This window comes from Erwinia wuhanensis, assembly GCF_030484085.1.
GTDB lineage: Bacteria > Pseudomonadota > Gammaproteobacteria > Enterobacterales > Enterobacteriaceae > Erwinia > Erwinia aeris.
Genome location: NZ_JAUJUH010000004.1, coordinates 80,063 through 98,165 on the forward strand (window position 1 = coordinate 80,063; position 18,103 = coordinate 98,165).

Sequence of the window (18,103 nt, forward strand, 5' to 3'; positions counted from 1 at the left end):
TGCGTTGTTAACGCGATGAGCTAAATTTTATCGATCGGAACAGTATGCCGTTTATTGCGTCACTCTGCGATAAATAACTGGCGTCGGCTGCGGTGATTTTTCTGCCAGGGCTATCGCCTGTTTCACTGCGGCGGCGGCCTCCTGCCAGCTCGCTTCGCTGGCGGCGTGGATCACCGCCAGCGGCCGCTGGCCGTCCACGCTGTCGCCCAGCTGCGCCATCTCGCTCAGCCCTACGCTGTAGTCGATACTGTCGCTGGCGCGACGACGACCGCCGCCCATCGCCACTACGGCCAGCCCCAGCGCGCGGGTATCCATTGCGCTGACGATGCCGGGCCGGTCGGCATACACCGCTTTGCTGAGCATCGGCGCGGGCAGGTAGCTGTCCAGCCTGTCGATAAAGTCGGTTGGGCCTTTTTGCGCGGCCACCATGCGCGCAAACACTTCCGCCGCGCGGCCGTTATCCAGCACCGCCTGAAGCTTACGCATGGCTTCGTCGCGATCGGCCGCCAGCCCGCCTGACAGCAGCATTTCGGCGCTGAGCGCCATCGTCACTTCCAGCAGGCGCGGATTGCGGTATTCGCCGGTCAGGAAGCGCACCGCCTCGCGCACTTCCAGCGCGTTGCCCGCGCTGGAGGCCAGTACCTGATTCATATCGGTCAGCAGCGCGGTAGTTTTGCAGCCTGCACCGTTGGCCACGCCGACAATCGCCTGTGCCAGGCTTTCAGACTGCTCAAAAGTCGGCATAAAAGCGCCTGAACCGACTTTAACGTCCATCACCAGCGCATCCAGCCCTTCGGCGAGCTTTTTCGCCAGGATCGAGGCGGTGATCAGCGGAATGGAATCAACGGTCGCCGTGATATCGCGCGTGGCGTAGAAGCGCTTGTCGGCCGGCGCCAGCGAGTTGGTCTGGCCGATAATCGCCACGCCAACCTCTTTGATAATATTACGGAAGGTGTGATCTTCCGGGAAGATATCGAAGCCGGGGATCGCCTCCAGCTTATCCAGCGTGCCGCCGGTGTGACCAAGGCCGCGCCCGGAGATCATCGGCACATAGCCGCCGCAGGCCGCCACCATCGGGCCAAGCATCAGCGAGGTGACATCGCCCACGCCGCCGGTAGAGTGCTTATCCACTACCGGCCCGTTCAGCCCCAGGCTCTGCCAGTTCAGCACCGAGCCGGAATCGCGCATTGCCATCGTCAGCGCCACGCGCTCCGGCAGCGTCATATCATGGAACCAGATGGTCATCGCCAGCGCGGCAATTTGTCCTTCCGATACCGCATTATCGCGTACACCGTTAATAAAGAAGCGAATTTCTTCCTCGCTCAGCGCCTGACCATCTCTTTTTTTACGAATAATTTCCTGTGGCAGAAACACGTTACCCCCTGGTGAGGTTTGATGGCCCGGCCGTCGCGTCCGGGCTGGGTTGACGGGCGCCCGCTTATTTCGGCAGGCGGGCTGACCCGTTTATGAAGGTGGATTAGTAAGCGGAATCGCTTTTTGCGCCAGCGTGACCGGCCGCGTTCAGCAGGCTGGCCAGCAGGCTGGAGGCGCCGAAGCGGAAATGCCGCGCGTCGGCCCACTCTTCGCCCAGGATATCGTCCGCCAGCTTCAGGTAGATAGCCGCGTCTTCAGCAGTTTTCACGCCGCCCGCCGGCTTAAAGCCAACCTGGTGCTTTACGTCTTTTTCGGCGATAACCCGCAGCATGATTTCCGCCACTTCCGGCGTGGCGTTAACCGCGACTTTACCGGTAGAGGTTTTAATAAAGTCTGCACCGGCATCGATAGCGATTTCAGACGCTTTACGGATCAGCTCTTCTGTTTTCAGCTCGCCGGTTTCGATAATGACCTTCAGCAGCACGCCCGCGTCGGCGCAGGCTTCTTTGCAGGCGTAAACCATGTCGTAGCCGACTTCTTCGTTACCGGCAATCAGCGCGCGGTAAGGGAAAACTACGTCCACTTCATCAGCGCCGTAGGCGATAGCGGCATGCGTTTCCGCCAGTGCGATTTCGATGTCGTCGTTGCCGTGCGGGAAGTTAGTCACGGTAGCGATACGAATATCCGGCGTGCTCTGCTCGCGCAGCGTTTTACGCGCAATCGGAATAAAACGGGGATAGATGCAGATGGCCGCCGTCTCGCCAACAGGCGTTTTGGCCTGATGACACAGCGCAACCACTTTGGCGTCCGTATCGTCGTCGTTCAGGGTGGTCAAATCCATCAGCTTCAGCGCGCGAACGGCGGCGGTGGTTAAATCAGTCATGGTTTTCTCCGAAAAGGCGGTTGGCGTGGGCGCAGCACAGGGACAATGTTAGGATAGTAACATTCGTTCCGGGCTTCGTCTGTGATAGCTTTCACATTGAGGCCGCTGCTGTTGCCGTAATTGTAGCGCAAACCGGACAGAAATCACACCAGACTGCCGGAATACAGGGTACAGGCCCGCCGATCGGACATCACAAAATGTTATGATAGTAACATTGAGAAACGACGTTATTCACTGGCGGAGAATAACATCAGGCATATTTCTTCAGACGATAATTATGGATGCCCTGCCTGATAAACCTCTCTGCCAGCAGCATGGGATCCACGAATTATGAAATAACTACGTCACAGGTTATGACACTGCGCGCCGCCCGCATCAATGTTAGCATTAATGGTGCTGCTATTTATGGCCCTTTCAATAAATAAGGCCGCTAATCAAAGCGACCTTGAGCGATATGGGCTGATTCATTCAGGCATTTCAATAATTACTGTCCCTACCGGATTTATTTAATCTGTTAAGAAGAAAAACAAAGATATCATCTAAAAGCCGAATGCTGCCCAAAGAAGTTATTATTATCACTGCCCAGCGAGAAAAGCTTTGCGGTAGCGGGCACCAGGCGGACACAATGCCCATCCCACTTAATATGGCTGATGCAAATTGAAACCCCACGATAATAACAATTATATGCCCAATTTTTATTAAGGATTGTTTCTTTACCAGGTACATTGCCCCGGGGAAATGCTCCCCCCTCCGTTTGAGTTTCAGTTAGGTTCCCTTACACATGATTTATAGCTGTTAGCAACCATGCCGCTTATCATTCCCGCCGGGCCTTTTTTAAGCCCCCCAATTATACCCATTCCTCTGTCTACCAGGCAGTCAACATTAACATCTTTGTAAATATCTACGCCAGCTCCCCGCTGTATAGTTGATTGCCGTGAATTTTTTTTACCTGCACCACCAGCCTCATAATTGCTATATCCATTACCCCCTGAAATAGCCCCCCAAAGTTCAGCACTAATTTCTCGAATAGCCATAATAAAATCCTTTTAACTTCAACCTGAAATATAATTAGTTTCCTTTCACGTCTTAACAAGGCAAAGAAAGTTTTACACCTGATTCAGGAAACCGTCAAGCAGCGAAATTTTCGTCAAAAATAAAGACTAAAGACATTATCAAACAAAGGATTGGGAATTAATTTTGCGCGATATCAGGTGGGATATGGAATACACGATCGGCAATAACTGAATTAATATGATGGCAATCACAATTATTGTGCCGTGAAAGGGTGGCCTGACGTATCACAGCGATAGCAGCCCGGTCTGCCGGGAAAGGTTTCGAAACCGTACATTAGCCAGGATGGACGGTTAATGACCTACTGTATATACCAGCTTCAGATCCGAAACAGTTGGCGGGTATTTTCGCGAAGCGTGTCGGCAATCTCCTGCGGCGATTCATCGCGGATCTCGCACAGGCTCTGCCAGACGTGCTTGATTCTTTCGGGACGGTTTGGCTGGCCCTGAAAACCCTGCACCGGCATATCGGGCGAATCGGTTTCTAACAGCAGCGAGGTCAGCGGCAAACGTGCAATAGCATTGCGGGTTTTGCTGGCCCGCTCGTAGGTGATAGTGCCGCCGACGCCAATGGCAAAGCCTTCGCGGATAAAGGCTAACGCCTGCTGCTCGCTACCGGCAAAGCCGTGCACCACGCCGCGCGCGGGCAAGTCGAGCTTGCGCAGCTGCATCGCCAGCTTGTCGTGCGTGCGCCTTGAATGCAGGATCACCGGTAAATCATAGCGCCTTGCCAACCGCAGCTGCGCCTCCAGCACCGCCTGCTGCTTGTCGAACTGCGGGTTTTCAATATAAAGATCCAGCCCGATCTCGCCGATCGCTATCAGCTTCGACGACCCCTGCCGTAGATGGTTTTCCAGCTGTTGCAGATGCGCTTCCTGATGGCCGGCAATCGCCATCGGATGCGTACCCAGCGCCGCGTATAAAGGCGCATACTTTTCCGCCAACGCCAGCACCCCGGCAAAACGATCCGCCGAAACGCCCACCGCAATGATCTTTTCCACCCCGGCTTCCGCCGCCAGCCGCAGGCTTTCCGCCTCGTTGCCGCAGAAGGGCGGAAAATCAAAGTGACAGTGCGTATCGACAAAAGTCATGCCAGCGATCCTTCAGGAAAATCATCATCATTGCTCGCCGGTGGTACGATCGCCGGTTCATTGGCGGGCGGCACGTCCGGCACCACTGGCGCAGTAGCCTGTGCTTCACCCTGCAACCACTGCCCTATTGTAGCCAAAAAATAACGGCCGCAGCGACGGCCCAGATGATAGTCCTGATTGAGCGAGGCGATGCGGCTGCCCAGCGCCATGCTTGCCAGCGCGCGCGGCGGGAAAATTTCAATGATATTCAGATCGCCAGGCGGCTCGTTAATGAACTGCTGGGTCTGGCGGTAGCTCTCTTCATGCAGGTGCATGATATTAACCAGCGGCTGTAGCGCGCCTTTGTCCAGCCAGCGCTCGACGCGCTTCAGCCACTGCGGCGTATAGGTCATCTGCGACGGCACGGTTCGGATGACGACTATGGTGTCGGCACCGCGCCGCGCCGCTTCGCGTACCGGCACCGCATCGCTGATTCCGCCGTCCAGGTAGCTGATGCCTTCCAGATCGACGCCGGGTCGGTACATGCCGGGAATGGCGCTGGAGGCTTTGATGATGTTCAGCCAGTTCGCTGCGGTGGGGGCAAAGTAGCCGGGCGAATAGTCGTCGCTGCGGCAGGCGCACATGTAAAACTCGCGCCCCCGGGAAAACGCCTCTTCCCCCGCCGTCATCGCCAGCGGAAACTCTTTGGCGGTAATATCCACCAGCCAGTCCAGATCGATCAGATGGCCGCCGCGCACAAAGCGCAGCGGATCGAAGAAAAGTTTGCTGGTGGTATAGCGCGTGATCACCCGCCGGGCATAGCCAGGCTGACCGCAGATAAATGCAGAGAGGTTCTGCGCGCCTGCGGAAGTACCAATCATCAGGTCAAAAGGATTAAAACCAACCCGCTGAAACTCGTCCAGTACGCCTGCGGTAAAAATCCCGCGCTGTCCGCCGCCTTCACAGACCAGAGCGAGCTTGCCCGGATGAAAAGGTGCCAGCGCCAGCGGCGTAATATTGCCGAGCGTAATCGGAATGCGTCTGCCCACCTTTCTCCCTCCCTCTGATAGCTAATGCGGTGAGGATACGCTCACGTAGTGGCAGCGGTTTGGCGCTTATTGCTATGAGTGTTAATGCGGGGAGTGAAAAGCGTGACGAAGTGTAGCGAGAAATGAACGCGGGGCAAAAAGGTAATGAAATGCAGCGTGAAATGAACGCAGGTAAAAAGTGACGAAATGCAGCGTGAAATGAACGTGGGAAAAAAATGCAGCGAGAAGTGAACACAGGAAAAAAGTGAAGAAATGCAGCGTGACATGAACGTGGGAAAAAAATGCAGCGAGAAGTGAACACAGGAAAAAATGCAGCGAGAAGTAAACGGGGAAAAGAGAGAACATGCAGACGGGCGAGACGTTTCTTCCCACGGCAGCGCTGACGCTGCCGTGGAGAGCGTTAAAGCTATAACTTCTTGCGGCCGGTAAACAGGCTGATCAGGAAGATAATGATACCGACAACGAAGACAATTTTCGCTGCCCATGCTGCCGTACCTGCCAGACCACCGAAACCTAATGCAGCGGCGATCAGTGCGATAACCAGAAAGATAATACCCCAACGAAACATAAGCTTCTCCTTACCCTATATTAAAATCGAACATCATCTGTTATTGATTTCTGCCTGACGACGGCGCCGTCACGGGCTGGCCGTAATAGCCAGCCCGCGCCGGTATTACGATTTCACCGCCAGATCGTTTTTCACGCTCTTGACGCCTTCAATCGCTTTGGCAATGCCTTCAGCACGATCTGACTGTGCCTGGGTTTTTACCGAACCGGAAAGCTGAACCACACCGTTGGTGGTTTCAACTTTCACGTTGCGGGACGGTACGATGTCATCCGCTAACAGTTTAGCTTTAATTTCGCTGGTTGTTGCTGCATCACCGGCATAGCCGCTGACGCTGCTTTTTGCGCTGTCTTTAACGTGTAGTTTATCGCTGACGGATTTTACGCCCTCAATTTTTTTCGCTTCGGAAACGGCCAGTTCAGCCTGATCCTGAGAAGCGACAAAACCACTCAGCGTCACGACGCCTTCATGAGTTTTGACTGAGATATCCGTACTTTTAATAGCGTCGTTATCAACCAGGGCAGCTTTCACCTTGGCGGTCACGCCGCTGTCATCCATGTATCCACCGACTTTTTTCATAGAGCTATCGATTTTAGAACCCGCGCTGTCGGTCGTGGACTGTACTTTTGGCGTAGTGGTGTCTTCTGCCATCGCAGCGCCACTAACCAGTGCAGAACCTACCAGAGCAGCCATCAGAGTTTTAGCAATCTTAGTCTTGTTCATCGATCTCTTCCTTCTTAGGTTGATGCACCCACAACTGTGAGCTTTCAGTCACAAACGGCGTGACTGCAGTAGTCAGGCTTTGTAGCAACCGCGCCACATATTTTGCGTCCTGTTGAAATAAATATAGACGCTGATCTGAATTCTGCTGCCCTTTGTGGTTGATATGGCGGATAAATGGGCAAAAGCGGATTTTTTTAAGATGAGTCTGTAAGGTGGGATCTGAACAACAGCGGGCAAAAAAAAGCGGCGCCGAAGCGCCGCCTGTCAGGGTAACCGTATGTAGGCTGCCTGTTAGTGTTCGCGCGTTTTGCGGAACACCACGTCAGGATAGCGTTCCTGGGTAATATTCAGGTTGACCATGGTCGGCGCGATATAAGTCAGGTTATCGCCGCCGTCCAGCGCCAGGTTTACCTCGTTTTTACGCTGGAACTCGTCGAACTTCTTCGCATCGCTGCATTCCACCCAGCGGGCGGTAGAGACGTTGACCGACTCATAGATCGCTTCGACGTTGTATTCGCTTTTCAGTCGCGCCACCACCACGTCAAACTGCAGCACGCCGACCGCGCCTACAATCAGATCGTTATTGTGCACGGGACGGAACACCTGTACCGCGCCCTCTTCCGACAGCTGCACCAGCCCTTTCAGCAGCTGCTTTTGCTTGAGCGGGTCGCGCAGGCGAATACGACGGAACAGCTCCGGCGCGAAGTTCGGAATACCGGTGAACTTCATGTTCTCGCCCTGGGTAAAGGTATCGCCGATCTGAATGGTGCCGTGGTTATGCAGGCCGATGATATCGCCCGGATACGCCTCTTCAACATGCGAGCGATCGCCCGCCATAAAGGTGAGCGCGTCGGCAATCACCACGTCTTTGCCCAGACGAACCTGACGCAGCTTCATGCCCTTTTCATACTTGCCGGAAACCACGCGCAGGAAGGCCACGCGGTCACGGTGTTTCGGATCCATATTCGCCTGGATCTTAAACACGAAGCCGGTGAATTTCTCGTCTGCGGCGGTAACGGTACGGGTATCGGTGGCGCGCGGCATAGGCGACGGCGCCCACTCCACCAGGCCATCCAGCATATGATCCACGCCGAAGTTGCCCAGCGCGGTACCAAAGAACACCGGCGTCAGCTGGCCGTTCAGGAACGCTTCTTTCTCAAACTCGTGCGACGCGCCCTGGACCAGCTCCAGCTCTTCGCGCAGCTGTGCCGCCAGCTCTTCGCCAATGGCGGCGTCCAGCTCCGGGTTATCCAGCCCTTTCACCACACGGACTTCCTGAATGGTGTGGCCTTTACCGGACTGATAAAGATAGGTTTCGTTTTTATAGAGGTGATAAACGCCCTTGAACAGCTTGCCGCAGCCGATTGGCCAGGTGATCGGCGCGCAGGCAATCTTCAGCTCGCTTTCCACCTCGTCCAGCACTTCCATCGGATCGCGGATATCACGGTCCAGCTTGTTCATAAAGGTCAGGATCGGCGTATCGCGCAGGCGGGTGACTTCCATCAGCTTGCGGGTACGATCCTCAACGCCTTTAGCGGCATCGATAACCATCAGGCAGCAGTCGACCGCCGTCAGCGTGCGGTAGGTATCTTCCGAGAAGTCTTCGTGTCCCGGCGTATCCAGCAGGTTGACCAGGCTGTCGCGATAGGGAAACTGCATCACGGAGGTGGTGATCGAAATACCACGCTGCTTTTCCATCTCCATCCAGTCGGATTTCGCGTGCTGGCTGGAGCCGCGTCCCTTTACCGTACCGGCGGTCTGGATCGCCTGTCCGAACAGCAGCACCTTTTCGGTGATGGTGGTTTTACCGGCATCCGGGTGCGAGATAATGGCAAAAGTGCGGCGACGAGCCACCTCTTGCATAAAAGGTGCATTTGACATGAAAAAACTCTGTTTGGTGCTGTGCCGCCGCTGCGCGGTTTGCGCAGGAAGACACAGGCGATTAATCATCAATGGCCGGCATTTTCGCCGATTCGGACGCTATACACAATCCACAACGGCGAATGCCTGGCGTAAATGGAAGAAAGGCCGCAAAGCGCGGCGTAAAAGTGCGCCCGTCAGCGGAAGCCAGCGGCGCTAAAGGACGAAGTCTCTTTTTACGTCTAGCGGCGATGGCGGCTTACCAGACAATTTTCTCACTCTCCTGATCGGTCCGTACCTTTTATTCTTTTTCAGAGTACGATGTTAACTCGTGCTGGTTAGCACAAGGCAAGCAGGCCTTTTCCCTTGCCGCCTCTACCGCCCTACGGCATTCACAACCTGTCAGATGGTCGTTCACCAGGCCCAGCGCCTGCATTAGCGAATAGGCGGTTACCGGCCCGACCCATGTCCAGCCGCGCTTTTTTAACGCTTTTGACATCTTTGTCGCTTCCGGCGACGTTTTGGTTTGCTGCCAGTACGCCAGATCGATAATTTCCGGTCGGGCATCAGGCCCGGGCGCAAACTGCCAGAACCACTCCGCCAACGATCCCGCCTCGTTAAGCAGCTCAATAGCCCGCTGCGCGTTGTTAATAGTGGAAAGAATTTTCGCCCGATTGCGCACAATGCTTTTATCCGCCATCAGCCGGGCGACGTCGTCTTTCGTGAACGTCGCCACCTGATGAAAATCGAAGTCGGCAAAGGCCCGACGAAAATTTTCCCGTTTGTTATAGATGAGCTGCCACGACATCCCCGAGTGAAAGCCTTCAAGGCAGACTTTTTCAAAAAGACGACGATCGTCCACAACCGGCCTGCCCCATTCATTATCGTGATAGTCCGGCATTGACGGTTGCCAGTAACAGCACACGCGACCATCCTCGGACAGCGTCAGCCCCGCCTGTTTTAATGCGGCTTTGTCGTGCTTCATTCTCTCTCCTTACGGAAGTATCTGAATTACCGTAGCGATCGCTCTTTCCAGATAAACGTCTGCGCGGTAGCGGTGCTATATCTGACATCAGCTGTAACAACCGCTTTTGGTGCAGTGCGGCAATCGACGCTATTTTTAGACCATTAACAGCGAGAAGTCAGTCCCGCTACGCCATCCAACCGTGAAAAGGGAAAATTTTATGAGCAGCAACGATTATCAGCCGGCTAAAGTCTGGTCGGAGAACAAAAATGCAGGCGGCACCTGGGGCAGCATTAACCGCCCGACCGCCGGTTCGCGCCACGAAGCTATTCTGCCAATCGGCAAACACCCTTTGCAGCTCTATTCTATGGGTACGCCTAACGGCCAGAAGGTTACTATCCTGCTGGAAGAGCTGCTGGCGCTGAACGTTAACGATGCCGAATACGATGCGCATCTGATCCGCATTGGCGACAGCGATCAGTTCTCTTCCGGCTTTGTAGAAGTGAACCCGAACTCTAAAATCCCGGCGCTGCTGGATGTCTCTACCACGCCACCGACCCGCGTGTTTGAATCCGGCGCCATCCTGCTTTATCTGGCAGAGAAATATGGCCACTTTTTACCAAAAGATCCGGCAGGCCGTACCGAAACGCTGAACTGGCTGTTCTGGCTACAGGGCTCTGCACCTTACCTGGGCGGTGGCTTTGGTCATTTTTATAACTACGCGCCGGTAAAAATCGAATACGCCATCGACCGCTTTACCATGGAAGCCAAACGTCAGCTCGATCTGCTGGATCGCCAGCTGGCGGAGAACCGCTATATTGCGGGTGAAAATTACACCATCGCTGATATCGCCATCTGGCCATGGTATGGCGCGCTGGTTCGGGGCGATCTGTACAACGCAGCCGAGTTCCTGGATGTAGGATCGTATAAGAACCTGCAACGCTGGGCCGATGAAATTGCACAGCGCCCTGCCGTTCAGCGTGGCCGCATCGTCAACCGCACCTGGGGCGAGCCAGCCGAACAGCTGCACGAGCGCCACGATGCCTCTGATTTTGAATTGCGTACCGAAGACAAGCTGGCGAAGTAACAGGCCAGGCCCGTAGCGCGCAGATTATTACAGCGCTACGGGTCGCTTTGCAGCCAATGACCAGTCAGCGCGTTATTTTAATATGCAAGCATCTTTTCGTGGCTATAATTTAGCAGTTGGCAACCTGAAAAATATTTTTACTAATTTATCTTATCAGGAACGCTACGCTATAAGGTATACGGCGCAAATACACTTAAATATTAACCTGCTACAAATAATAAAAAAATACAAGAAATAATAAGGATAAACCAGCTATAACGGAGCAGTCACTTAGCAATCAGCCCTGTAATTACCCCTTAACCACCCTTTAATTACCCTTTAATTATACCTTTAATTACCCCTTAAATCCCCCGGCTTTATTCAATTATTAAAATTCGGCAATCCTAATGACACTGCACGGGTTTTATCAGGGGCTTAATATAGGGCCGGCGCTGCTGAGACGCTATCAGCAAATCATATCCAGCCTGCATCGCTAACCACATAACGGGGCTGGTTCCCAACGCGACCTCCAGCCGCAGCGCCATATCGGCGTTAATACCTGACCGCCCGCTTAGCAGGCTGGAAAGCGTCTCGCAGGTGATATCCAGCGCGGCGGCGGCTTCAGAAACCGTTATCTCGCCCAGATATTCCCGCAGGATAATCCCCGGATGAACGGCTGTGATTACTTTCATATTGTTCCCTCAATGCTTGCTATTCCTGAGGGCTATATTACTGCCGCTGCATTAAATAAAAATATTTGATGCTCTTTCTTGCGAGACGGCTCGCAAATTAAATAAGCAGGCGCCGATAGATGGCGGCTGCGCCTGAATAGTAGAAGCGGGAGGTTGCTCAACCGGATTATATTAATAAGAACATAATAAAAAACGATTACGAACCCCTAAATATTAAAAAAGTGATCCAGCCAGACCACCTAATTTAATAATATAGCCTACCTATGCTAACTACCTCTAATAACATTTTATCATTTGATATAAATTTATAAATAAAAATATAAAATTAAATATCCAGAATACTTGATTGTAGTAATGGCTCTATATCTTGAATTTTTTCATCAAAACGCTTCAAATAGAAAGTAGGGATAGGATAATCACTGTCACTTTGTGAAAGAGCATTCTTGACATAAATTTTTAAAAGAACATAATCACCACTACTATTTATCTCAATTACTGGCCATCTTTTGTTTTTGCAATTATTCCAATCTCTTAATTCATTACCAGGAATAACACTATACATTTGAGATGATGGTTTAAATTTATAGAAACCACAGTAGCCAGTATCTACCCCAATTAAACTATCTATGTCTTCATAGTTGCCAGAGTTAATATAATACACCCATGGCGTATGTCCCCAACTTAGAATCATTAAACCTTCATCAAAGAGTTCATTTGCTATCTCGGTGGTAGTAAACTCTTCGATTAAATCGTTAGAGCTGATCTTTGGAGATATAAACTTATCAAACTCATTAACATCTAATATTGCAAAGCCTAAAGTTCCATATGCATCAAAAACTTGTGATTCGTTTCTTTCAAATGAAACATTATGATCACCTGAAATAATTACATATAAATTTAATATCTTTGAAGATTCCACGTATTCTTTTTTAGATTCAGGAACAGGACCTCTGGCGATATAGGGAACATCAATTGAGCTAAAAACAAGTAAATATTTCTCTCCGAGAACACTTATAGAAAAATCCTCATTATAATGATTATTTATTTTATTATCATTCGTTTTTAAATTGAAGTTAACAGTAGAGTGTATTTTATCTTTTGAAATTAATAAAACATCTCCTTTCATAGCAGAAAAGCTTTCATTTAAGTGTTCTACTTGTTCAAAATTTATTATAACCTTACCTTTAAATCCCTGTGGAAAAAATGATTTCAAATCAATGCTTTTATTATCAAAAATTAAACCTGCATGGGTAACTGAAACTGTGCTATCCACTGCATAAATTCGCTTTCTTTCCATTATTTACCTCCACATCTAATTTCTTTAGCCCAGTTTTTTGTAACATCCCAAGCCTGAGCCGCCGTCACATTTTTCGCCAGAAGTTGTCCTTTTTTTTCCAGAGCTTGTAATTAAATGAACATCACTTCGAATATTTTTTAGCTCTGGATTATTATAATGTCTTTCAAGAGAGTTTAGCCATTGCTCTTTCGTCAAACCCGATTTTATCACAGCAGCTGGTTTAACTAACGGCTTCGTAGTCGTCCCAATACCATTGTAGCCATGCATTGCACTATGCTCTATATTCAACCATTGAGATTCATCCCAGTACATAGCAGGTACATTCGTCTGAGAATTAAATGGTGTAATATCCAAGTGAGTTGCTACTTCATGCGGTACCATATGATGACCTTGATTTATAGGATTGCTCAATGGCATTAACCCTAGAGGATCAATTATTTTTATAGGATCCGTCACATACCCATAAGTATTAATCCCGCCCGCCAGTCCTATCGGGTCAACCTGGGTAAACCGCCCACCCACCGGATCGTAATAGCGGAATAAATTGTAATGAAGGCCCGTCTCCCTGTCCAGGTACTGCCCCTGAAACCGGAGGTTCTGCTGTACCGCCTGGAAGCCGGTGACGCTTTCGCGCTCCGTTTCGCCCCAGGTGGAGAAACGTCCGCGCCACACTACTTCACAGTGTATCAGTCATATGTTAGGAGATGTCTTCAACAGCCTTGCGCACTTTATCAGGCCAAGGCCGTCATAGCGCCAGTACGCGCCCTTCAGCTTTTCAACAGATTGTGCCAGATGATATCGCCCGGTTCATCGGTCTGGTTACCCGCCGCATCCCACATGAAGTGCCCTTCCTTAAAAGACCGCACCCCGTGCGTCACCTGGCTGCTGGTCCTGTCACTTTCGCTGCTCACTGCTGCTGTCCGTCACTAGCTGACGCATCACCTTATTGGGACGATCTGAGCAGTAATGGCGCTCACACAACTACGATGTTGCGCCCGCTGAAGCCATTAAGCCACATCACAATGCGTCCCGTCAGGTCGTAGCGCGTTTCCTGATGCAGCACGCTCTGGCTTCGGCCGGTCTCAGGATTCACACCAGCGATTTCCTGAAGTTTGCCGTTGTGCTTCAGGTTCATCTGTAGCATATGCCCGGTGCCATAACGCATGCAGCTCAGCTCGCACCCGTCCGTACGGCATTATGATCGAGTCCATGTTGCTCCGCACGTCATACTGATGCGCGATGAGGCCGTCGTCGTTTTACTTCGTAAGCAGGTACACAAAGCATGGCTGGCGAAGCTCACCACCTCGACGTCGGTAACTTTCCGCCCTTCGGCCTGCATGCTCAGCCAGGCAGCCAGCGGCATCTTTTCACCGTCACGCCGTTGTCAACGTAGTGGTATTTGATGCGCCTCTGCACTGCAGTTTTTACCGTCTGGCGGTTCACTGGGTGGTATTCAAAACGAATGCTGTGCGGCGCCAGCATCGCTTTCAGAATGCATAATATGTAAGGGGGTGCACGCTTAAATTTTAAAACCGGAAGGATTTGAGGCCATTTTCCTACCTCCGGCTTACATTTTATTTACTCAGCAAGTCCAAAGTCTATATATCCTTCTGATGTTATAGCTAAACACCAGGAACCCTCATTATCAAAAAAATAATGATGCTGTGGTATATTATTTGTTGCATAGCTAGCAAAATCTATAAATGAATTTGGTTTCAGCAAGAATGCAAAGTCTAATGAAGAATCATTTATGTAATAAATTACATTACTTTTGCTAATTTTATTAATCGCACCACTTTTTATCAGAAACCTTTCAATCTCTTTTGAGTGATCGTCACTTGAAAAATTAAATTTATCTTCAACATGACATTTTAAATGATTCCAATCAATCTTTGACCCTTTCCAGGGGAATCTATCTGAGAGTATATCTGCTATTGGTTCCCAATCTTCAATGACTTCTGGTGGATAGCGTAAGTTACTCACACCTTTTAATACCTCATATTGCAATGTCATTGCCCCCTCCAAATTTTAGATGGTAAATTAAATAAATTCTGCAATCGGGTCACTGATGATTCAGTCGCATCAAAAAGGAAGTGCTCACCTTTTTCCTTACCACTAAACACGTTTATATGAGCTCCGCTGCGTTCATCATATTCAATCCTGAAACCTGTTTTACCATCAGAAGTTGTCATCCCCACGGGTCTTCCTTTAGTCATACCAAATTTACCAGTATTTACTTTCTCAGCCTTAAAACCTCGTTCTTCAAGCCATTTTAGTGCTTTATTCCTGGCTTGCTCAAAACTCTCGTGACATTTCGTTAAACCAAGAGGATCGATCCAGTTTAATGAGTTAGGTGCGTAAGCGTACTGGTTAATCCCACCCGCCAGTCCTATCGGGTCGACCTGGGTAAACCGCCCACCCACCGGATCGTAATAGCGGAATAAATTGTAATGAAGGCCCGTCTTCCTGCCCAGGTACTGTCCCTGAAACCGGAGGTTCTGCTGTACCGCCTGGAAGCCGGTCACGCTTTCGCGCTCCGTTTCGCCCCAGGTGGGGAAACGTCCGCGCCATACCACCTCGCCGTGTTCGTCGGTCATCCGTTCCGGCAGGCCGTTCAGTTCGGTGTGATACCAGAAAATGTCCGACTGTTCGCCGATGCTGTCTACGCGCGCCAGCGGTTCCCAGCTGTTTTCGCCGTAGATGTACTGCGTGTTGCGCGCAGGCTGAAGGCTGCTGCTTTCGCCCACCATCCGCATGCCGCTCCACAGAAACGAAATAACTTCCTTTTCCCTTCCGTGGCGATGCAGAATTTTTTGCGTACGGCGACCCAGCGCGTCGTAGCGATATTCCGCACGACTGAACTCCCTGTGCCCGTCGAAACGTACTTCGCTGACGCGGTGCTCGTCGTCATAGCTGAAGTGCTGCTCCACGGCATCGGCAGACGATTTCCGCCACGTCATGCGACCAAAGCCGTCGTAGCGCCAGCGCGCACCCTTCAGCCTGAGCAGCAGGTTGCGCCAGACGGTTTCGCCCGGGCTGTCGGTCTGGTTTCCGGCAGCGTCCCAGCTGAAATGCTCTTCCTTATAGGTGCGGACTTCACGCGTGACCTGCCCCGTTGCATCATAGCCAAAGCGCTGCTGCTGGTTTGCTCACTTGTTCTGCTACATTGCGCTGACGTCATCGTGAGCTCTCCACAAGAAGGCGATTACATTTTAGTGTAGGTAAATATTACAGATAAGTGGGTGGCACAGGCGTGATTTAAGATGGAACAAAATTCCGTTTGAAGTTACAAGTCTATTTAATACCCATCTTCTATTCTGTCAGAAAACACACCTGCGCAGGTATATAACAATAAAAATTATTTTTTAAATTAACATACCTTTCTAAATCCAGAGCCAAAATGATAGCAAGTAATTAAAAAAAAAGCATAAATATAAAATGACATTCCAGACTTAAAGACCCGGAAGACATTAATGTTGCCTTCCGGTTTACAGCTATAATTCTATTTCATACAAGTTATTTAAAAAATTATCAAAACTTGATGCTATCAGATGCATGTTATCCATTCCAGGTTTATCGCCGTCTTCAGCTTCATTTTCATGATCCCAATAATAAACATTATCACCCCCGCTATTAATCTCTATTAAAATTAGGTTACCCCCAGGATCTTTAGCTATGGGGAAATAATTTTCAGGAATACGATCCTTATAATTTCTAAAGTATTCTATAAGGCTTTCGCTTTTTGAACTGCTAATTTCTAAAAATTTATCAATGCTTGAGCCATCACTACCATCAGCAAAGTCAAAACCATCTGGCTGAGGATAACCACCATTATGTTTTTTTAAGAAATCTTTATAGCTATCAGGTAGTTTAATGGCATGCTGGCTTTCTATATCGAATATCTCTTTTTCACTTACAACACCCTTTGAACCATGTATTTGTGTCATAGATTCATCTCCCTGTTGCTATGCCACCAGTATGTTTTACAGCGGCGTGTATGTCGGTTGGTATTAACTGCATGTAACCTGAATCCTGGTGATGATGCCAGGTATAATTTCCAGGCCTTGGGTTAGCCCTATCATATCCTGCGGCTCTATCTGCGCGAGCAAAATCAATACCACGAGTTCTACCAAGTTCAATACGAACATTCTTTATTGCATATCTAGTAAAGTCAGGGAACCCCGCGTGATTAAATGGAACACTATGTGGATATTTGCTTCTTATCCCTACAGGTAAACTTTCAAGAGGATACATCCTTCCTGCAAATTTACCATTAATTGGCATTCGACCATTGACTGACTTCACCATTTTGGAAGCTAAACTACACTTACTCAACCCCAGCGGATCAACCCAAACCAGCGGATCGCCCACATACCCATAAGTATTAATCCCACCCGCCAGCCCTATCGGGTCGACCTGGGTAAACCGCCCGCCCACCGGATCGTAATAGCGGAATAAATTGTAATGAAGGCCCGTCTCCCTGTCCAGGTACTGCCCCTGAAACCGGAGATTCTGCTGTACCGCCTGGAAGCCGGTCACGCTTTCGCGCTCCGTTTCGCCCCAGGTGCAGAAACGGCCGCGCCATACCACTTCGCCGTGTTCGTCGGTCATCCGTTCCGGCAGGCCGTTCAGTTCGGTGTGATACCAGAAAATATCCGACTGTTCACCGATGCTGTCTACGCGCGCCAGCGGTTCCCAGCTGTTTTCGCCGTAGATGTACTGCGTGTTGCGCGCAGGCTGAAGGCTGCTGCTTTCACCCACCATCCGCATGCCGCTCCACAGAAACGAGATAATCTCTGTTTCCTTTGCGTGCCGGTGCAGGGAGGTAACCCTTGATCACCGCTAACCGACGCGATTGTAGTGTAGAAGGAAATGTTTCCAGAACGGAACGGCGCTGCATTGTGGGCTAACGTACGCAGGGCGGCGATCGGAGCACGTTCCAGGTGAACCTTGCGGGTAGTAAGTGGCTGGCCAAAGCGGGATTTATGGTAGGAACAGGCGTGATTCTGAAGGTGCAGGGCGGCTGCCTGATGCTGCTCCCCGATAGGCGTGAAGAGATACGGTTACGACAGGAGCAGATACGGCTTGAGCAACAGCGGCGGGAGATAGATAGAGCTTACACGGTTGCAGGTGCAGGAACTCCTGAGCCAAGTCATCTGCTAAAAATAAAGCTGGAAGGATCCCAGGGTCGCTTCCGGATTTTATCATTGATTAGGCGTCATTTTCAGCATACTTGATCAACCGTGAGCACTGATCTTTTAATGAAGGTTTTTGATCAAGGCTCGACAACCAGCCTTCTAAGAACTCTTTTGCGAGGAAGATTTCTATAAAATACTCTGCGTTCATTTTTGCCGCTTGATCCGGCACTCCACCATCATCTGGTTCAGTTTCGATAACAACCTCAGAGTCAGGTGTCCAAGGTTTTTCCGCATAAATCGTATCGTCGTTATTGAGGTCACCCAGCTGATTTATAACGTCAATCAAAGTCAT

17 protein-coding genes and 3 pseudogenes are annotated in these 18,103 nt (G+C 50.5%); 1 reads left to right on the top strand and 19 read right to left on the bottom strand.

The features are described 5' to 3' along the window. Positions 1-51: 51 nt before the first annotated feature. From deoA to QZH36_RS10890, 9 genes are all read right to left on the bottom strand, one after another. Positions 52-1,374, bottom strand: a complete 1,323-nt coding sequence (gene deoA, locus QZH36_RS10850) for a thymidine phosphorylase (RefSeq protein WP_301730196.1) — start codon at positions 1,372-1,374, stop codon at positions 52-54. Positions 1,375-1,477: 103 nt separating this feature from the next. Then, positions 1,478-2,257: a deoxyribose-phosphate aldolase gene (gene deoC / locus QZH36_RS10855; protein ID WP_301730197.1), complete on the bottom strand. Its 780-nt coding sequence runs from the start codon at positions 2,255-2,257 to the stop codon at positions 1,478-1,480. 761 nt (positions 2,258-3,018) lie between these two features. Beyond that, positions 3,019-3,291 carry a hypothetical protein gene (locus QZH36_RS10860; protein ID WP_301730198.1) on the bottom strand — a complete coding sequence of 91 codons (273 nt, stop codon included), beginning with the start codon at positions 3,289-3,291 and terminating at the stop codon, positions 3,019-3,021. A gap of 356 nt (positions 3,292-3,647) precedes the next feature. Beyond that, entirely contained in the window at positions 3,648-4,418 is a 771-nt protein-coding gene (locus QZH36_RS10865) for a TatD family hydrolase (protein ID WP_301730199.1), read from the bottom strand. Then, the gene (locus tag QZH36_RS10870; RefSeq protein WP_253455449.1) at positions 4,415-5,446 is read right to left on the bottom strand and encodes a patatin-like phospholipase family protein; all 1,032 of its coding nucleotides are present in this window, start codon (positions 5,444-5,446) and stop codon (positions 4,415-4,417) included. The genes QZH36_RS10865 and QZH36_RS10870 overlap by 4 nt, the downstream gene beginning before the upstream one ends. A gap of 406 nt (positions 5,447-5,852) precedes the next feature. Continuing rightward, entirely contained in the window at positions 5,853-6,014 is a 162-nt protein-coding gene (locus QZH36_RS10875; RefSeq protein WP_071995405.1) for a DUF1328 domain-containing protein, read from the bottom strand. A gap of 105 nt (positions 6,015-6,119) precedes the next feature. After that, complete coding sequence (gene osmY / locus QZH36_RS10880; protein WP_125290474.1) at positions 6,120-6,734, bottom strand: molecular chaperone OsmY; 615 nt, start codon at positions 6,732-6,734, stop codon at positions 6,120-6,122. Between the two features lie 291 nt (positions 6,735-7,025). Beyond that, positions 7,026-8,615 carry a peptide chain release factor 3 gene (gene prfC / locus QZH36_RS10885; protein WP_253455451.1) on the bottom strand — a complete coding sequence of 530 codons (1,590 nt, stop codon included), beginning with the start codon at positions 8,613-8,615 and terminating at the stop codon, positions 7,026-7,028. Positions 8,616-8,895: 280 nt separating this feature from the next. Continuing rightward, on the bottom strand, positions 8,896-9,579 hold the full coding sequence (locus tag QZH36_RS10890; protein WP_253455454.1) for a DNA-3-methyladenine glycosylase I: 684 nt from the start codon (positions 9,577-9,579) through the stop codon (positions 8,896-8,898). Positions 9,580-9,778: 199 nt separating this feature from the next. Between QZH36_RS10890 and yghU the strand changes: the two genes are divergently transcribed. Beyond that, positions 9,779-10,645: a glutathione-dependent disulfide-bond oxidoreductase gene (yghU, locus tag QZH36_RS10895; RefSeq protein WP_253455456.1), complete on the top strand. Its 867-nt coding sequence runs from the start codon at positions 9,779-9,781 to the stop codon at positions 10,643-10,645. 383 nt (positions 10,646-11,028) lie between these two features. Here the strand turns inward: yghU and QZH36_RS10900 are convergent, their stop codons facing one another. From QZH36_RS10900 to QZH36_RS10950, 10 genes and pseudogenes are all read right to left on the bottom strand, one after another. Beyond that, complete coding sequence (locus QZH36_RS10900; RefSeq protein ID WP_253455458.1) at positions 11,029-11,316, bottom strand: HigA family addiction module antitoxin; 288 nt, start codon at positions 11,314-11,316, stop codon at positions 11,029-11,031. A gap of 325 nt (positions 11,317-11,641) precedes the next feature. Then, a complete protein-coding gene (locus tag QZH36_RS10905; protein WP_301730201.1) occupies positions 11,642-12,613 on the bottom strand; it encodes a hypothetical protein in 972 nt (323 codons plus the stop codon). Between the two features lie 414 nt (positions 12,614-13,027). Then, positions 13,028-13,291 (bottom strand): annotated as a pseudogene (locus tag QZH36_RS10910) (RHS repeat-associated core domain-containing protein); the annotation flags it as partial. 89 nt (positions 13,292-13,380) lie between these two features. After that, positions 13,381-13,524, bottom strand: coding sequence for a hypothetical protein (locus QZH36_RS10915; RefSeq protein WP_301252408.1), 144 nt, complete (start codon positions 13,522-13,524; stop codon positions 13,381-13,383). A gap of 62 nt (positions 13,525-13,586) precedes the next feature. Beyond that, positions 13,587-13,778 (bottom strand): hypothetical protein, encoded by a 192-nt coding sequence (locus QZH36_RS10920; RefSeq protein WP_301730202.1) that lies wholly within the window; start codon positions 13,776-13,778, stop codon positions 13,587-13,589. A 413-nt stretch (positions 13,779-14,191) separates the two neighbouring features. Next, positions 14,192-14,626: a type IV secretion protein Rhs gene (locus tag QZH36_RS10925; protein ID WP_301253539.1), complete on the bottom strand. Its 435-nt coding sequence runs from the start codon at positions 14,624-14,626 to the stop codon at positions 14,192-14,194. Then, a pseudogene (locus tag QZH36_RS10930) lies at positions 14,623-15,744 on the bottom strand (RHS repeat domain-containing protein); the annotation flags it as partial. The pseudogene QZH36_RS10930 and the gene QZH36_RS10925, both read right to left, overlap by 4 nt. Positions 15,745-16,107: 363 nt before the next feature. After that, positions 16,108-16,560 (bottom strand): SMI1/KNR4 family protein, encoded by a 453-nt coding sequence (locus tag QZH36_RS10935; RefSeq protein WP_301730203.1) that lies wholly within the window; start codon positions 16,558-16,560, stop codon positions 16,108-16,110. Between the two features lie 4 nt (positions 16,561-16,564). After that, a pseudogene (locus QZH36_RS10940) lies at positions 16,565-17,419 on the bottom strand (RHS repeat-associated core domain-containing protein); the annotation flags it as partial. Positions 17,420-17,824: 405 nt separating this feature from the next. Continuing rightward, the gene (locus QZH36_RS10950) at positions 17,825-18,103 is read right to left on the bottom strand and encodes a hypothetical protein (RefSeq protein ID WP_301730204.1); all 279 of its coding nucleotides are present in this window, start codon (positions 18,101-18,103) and stop codon (positions 17,825-17,827) included.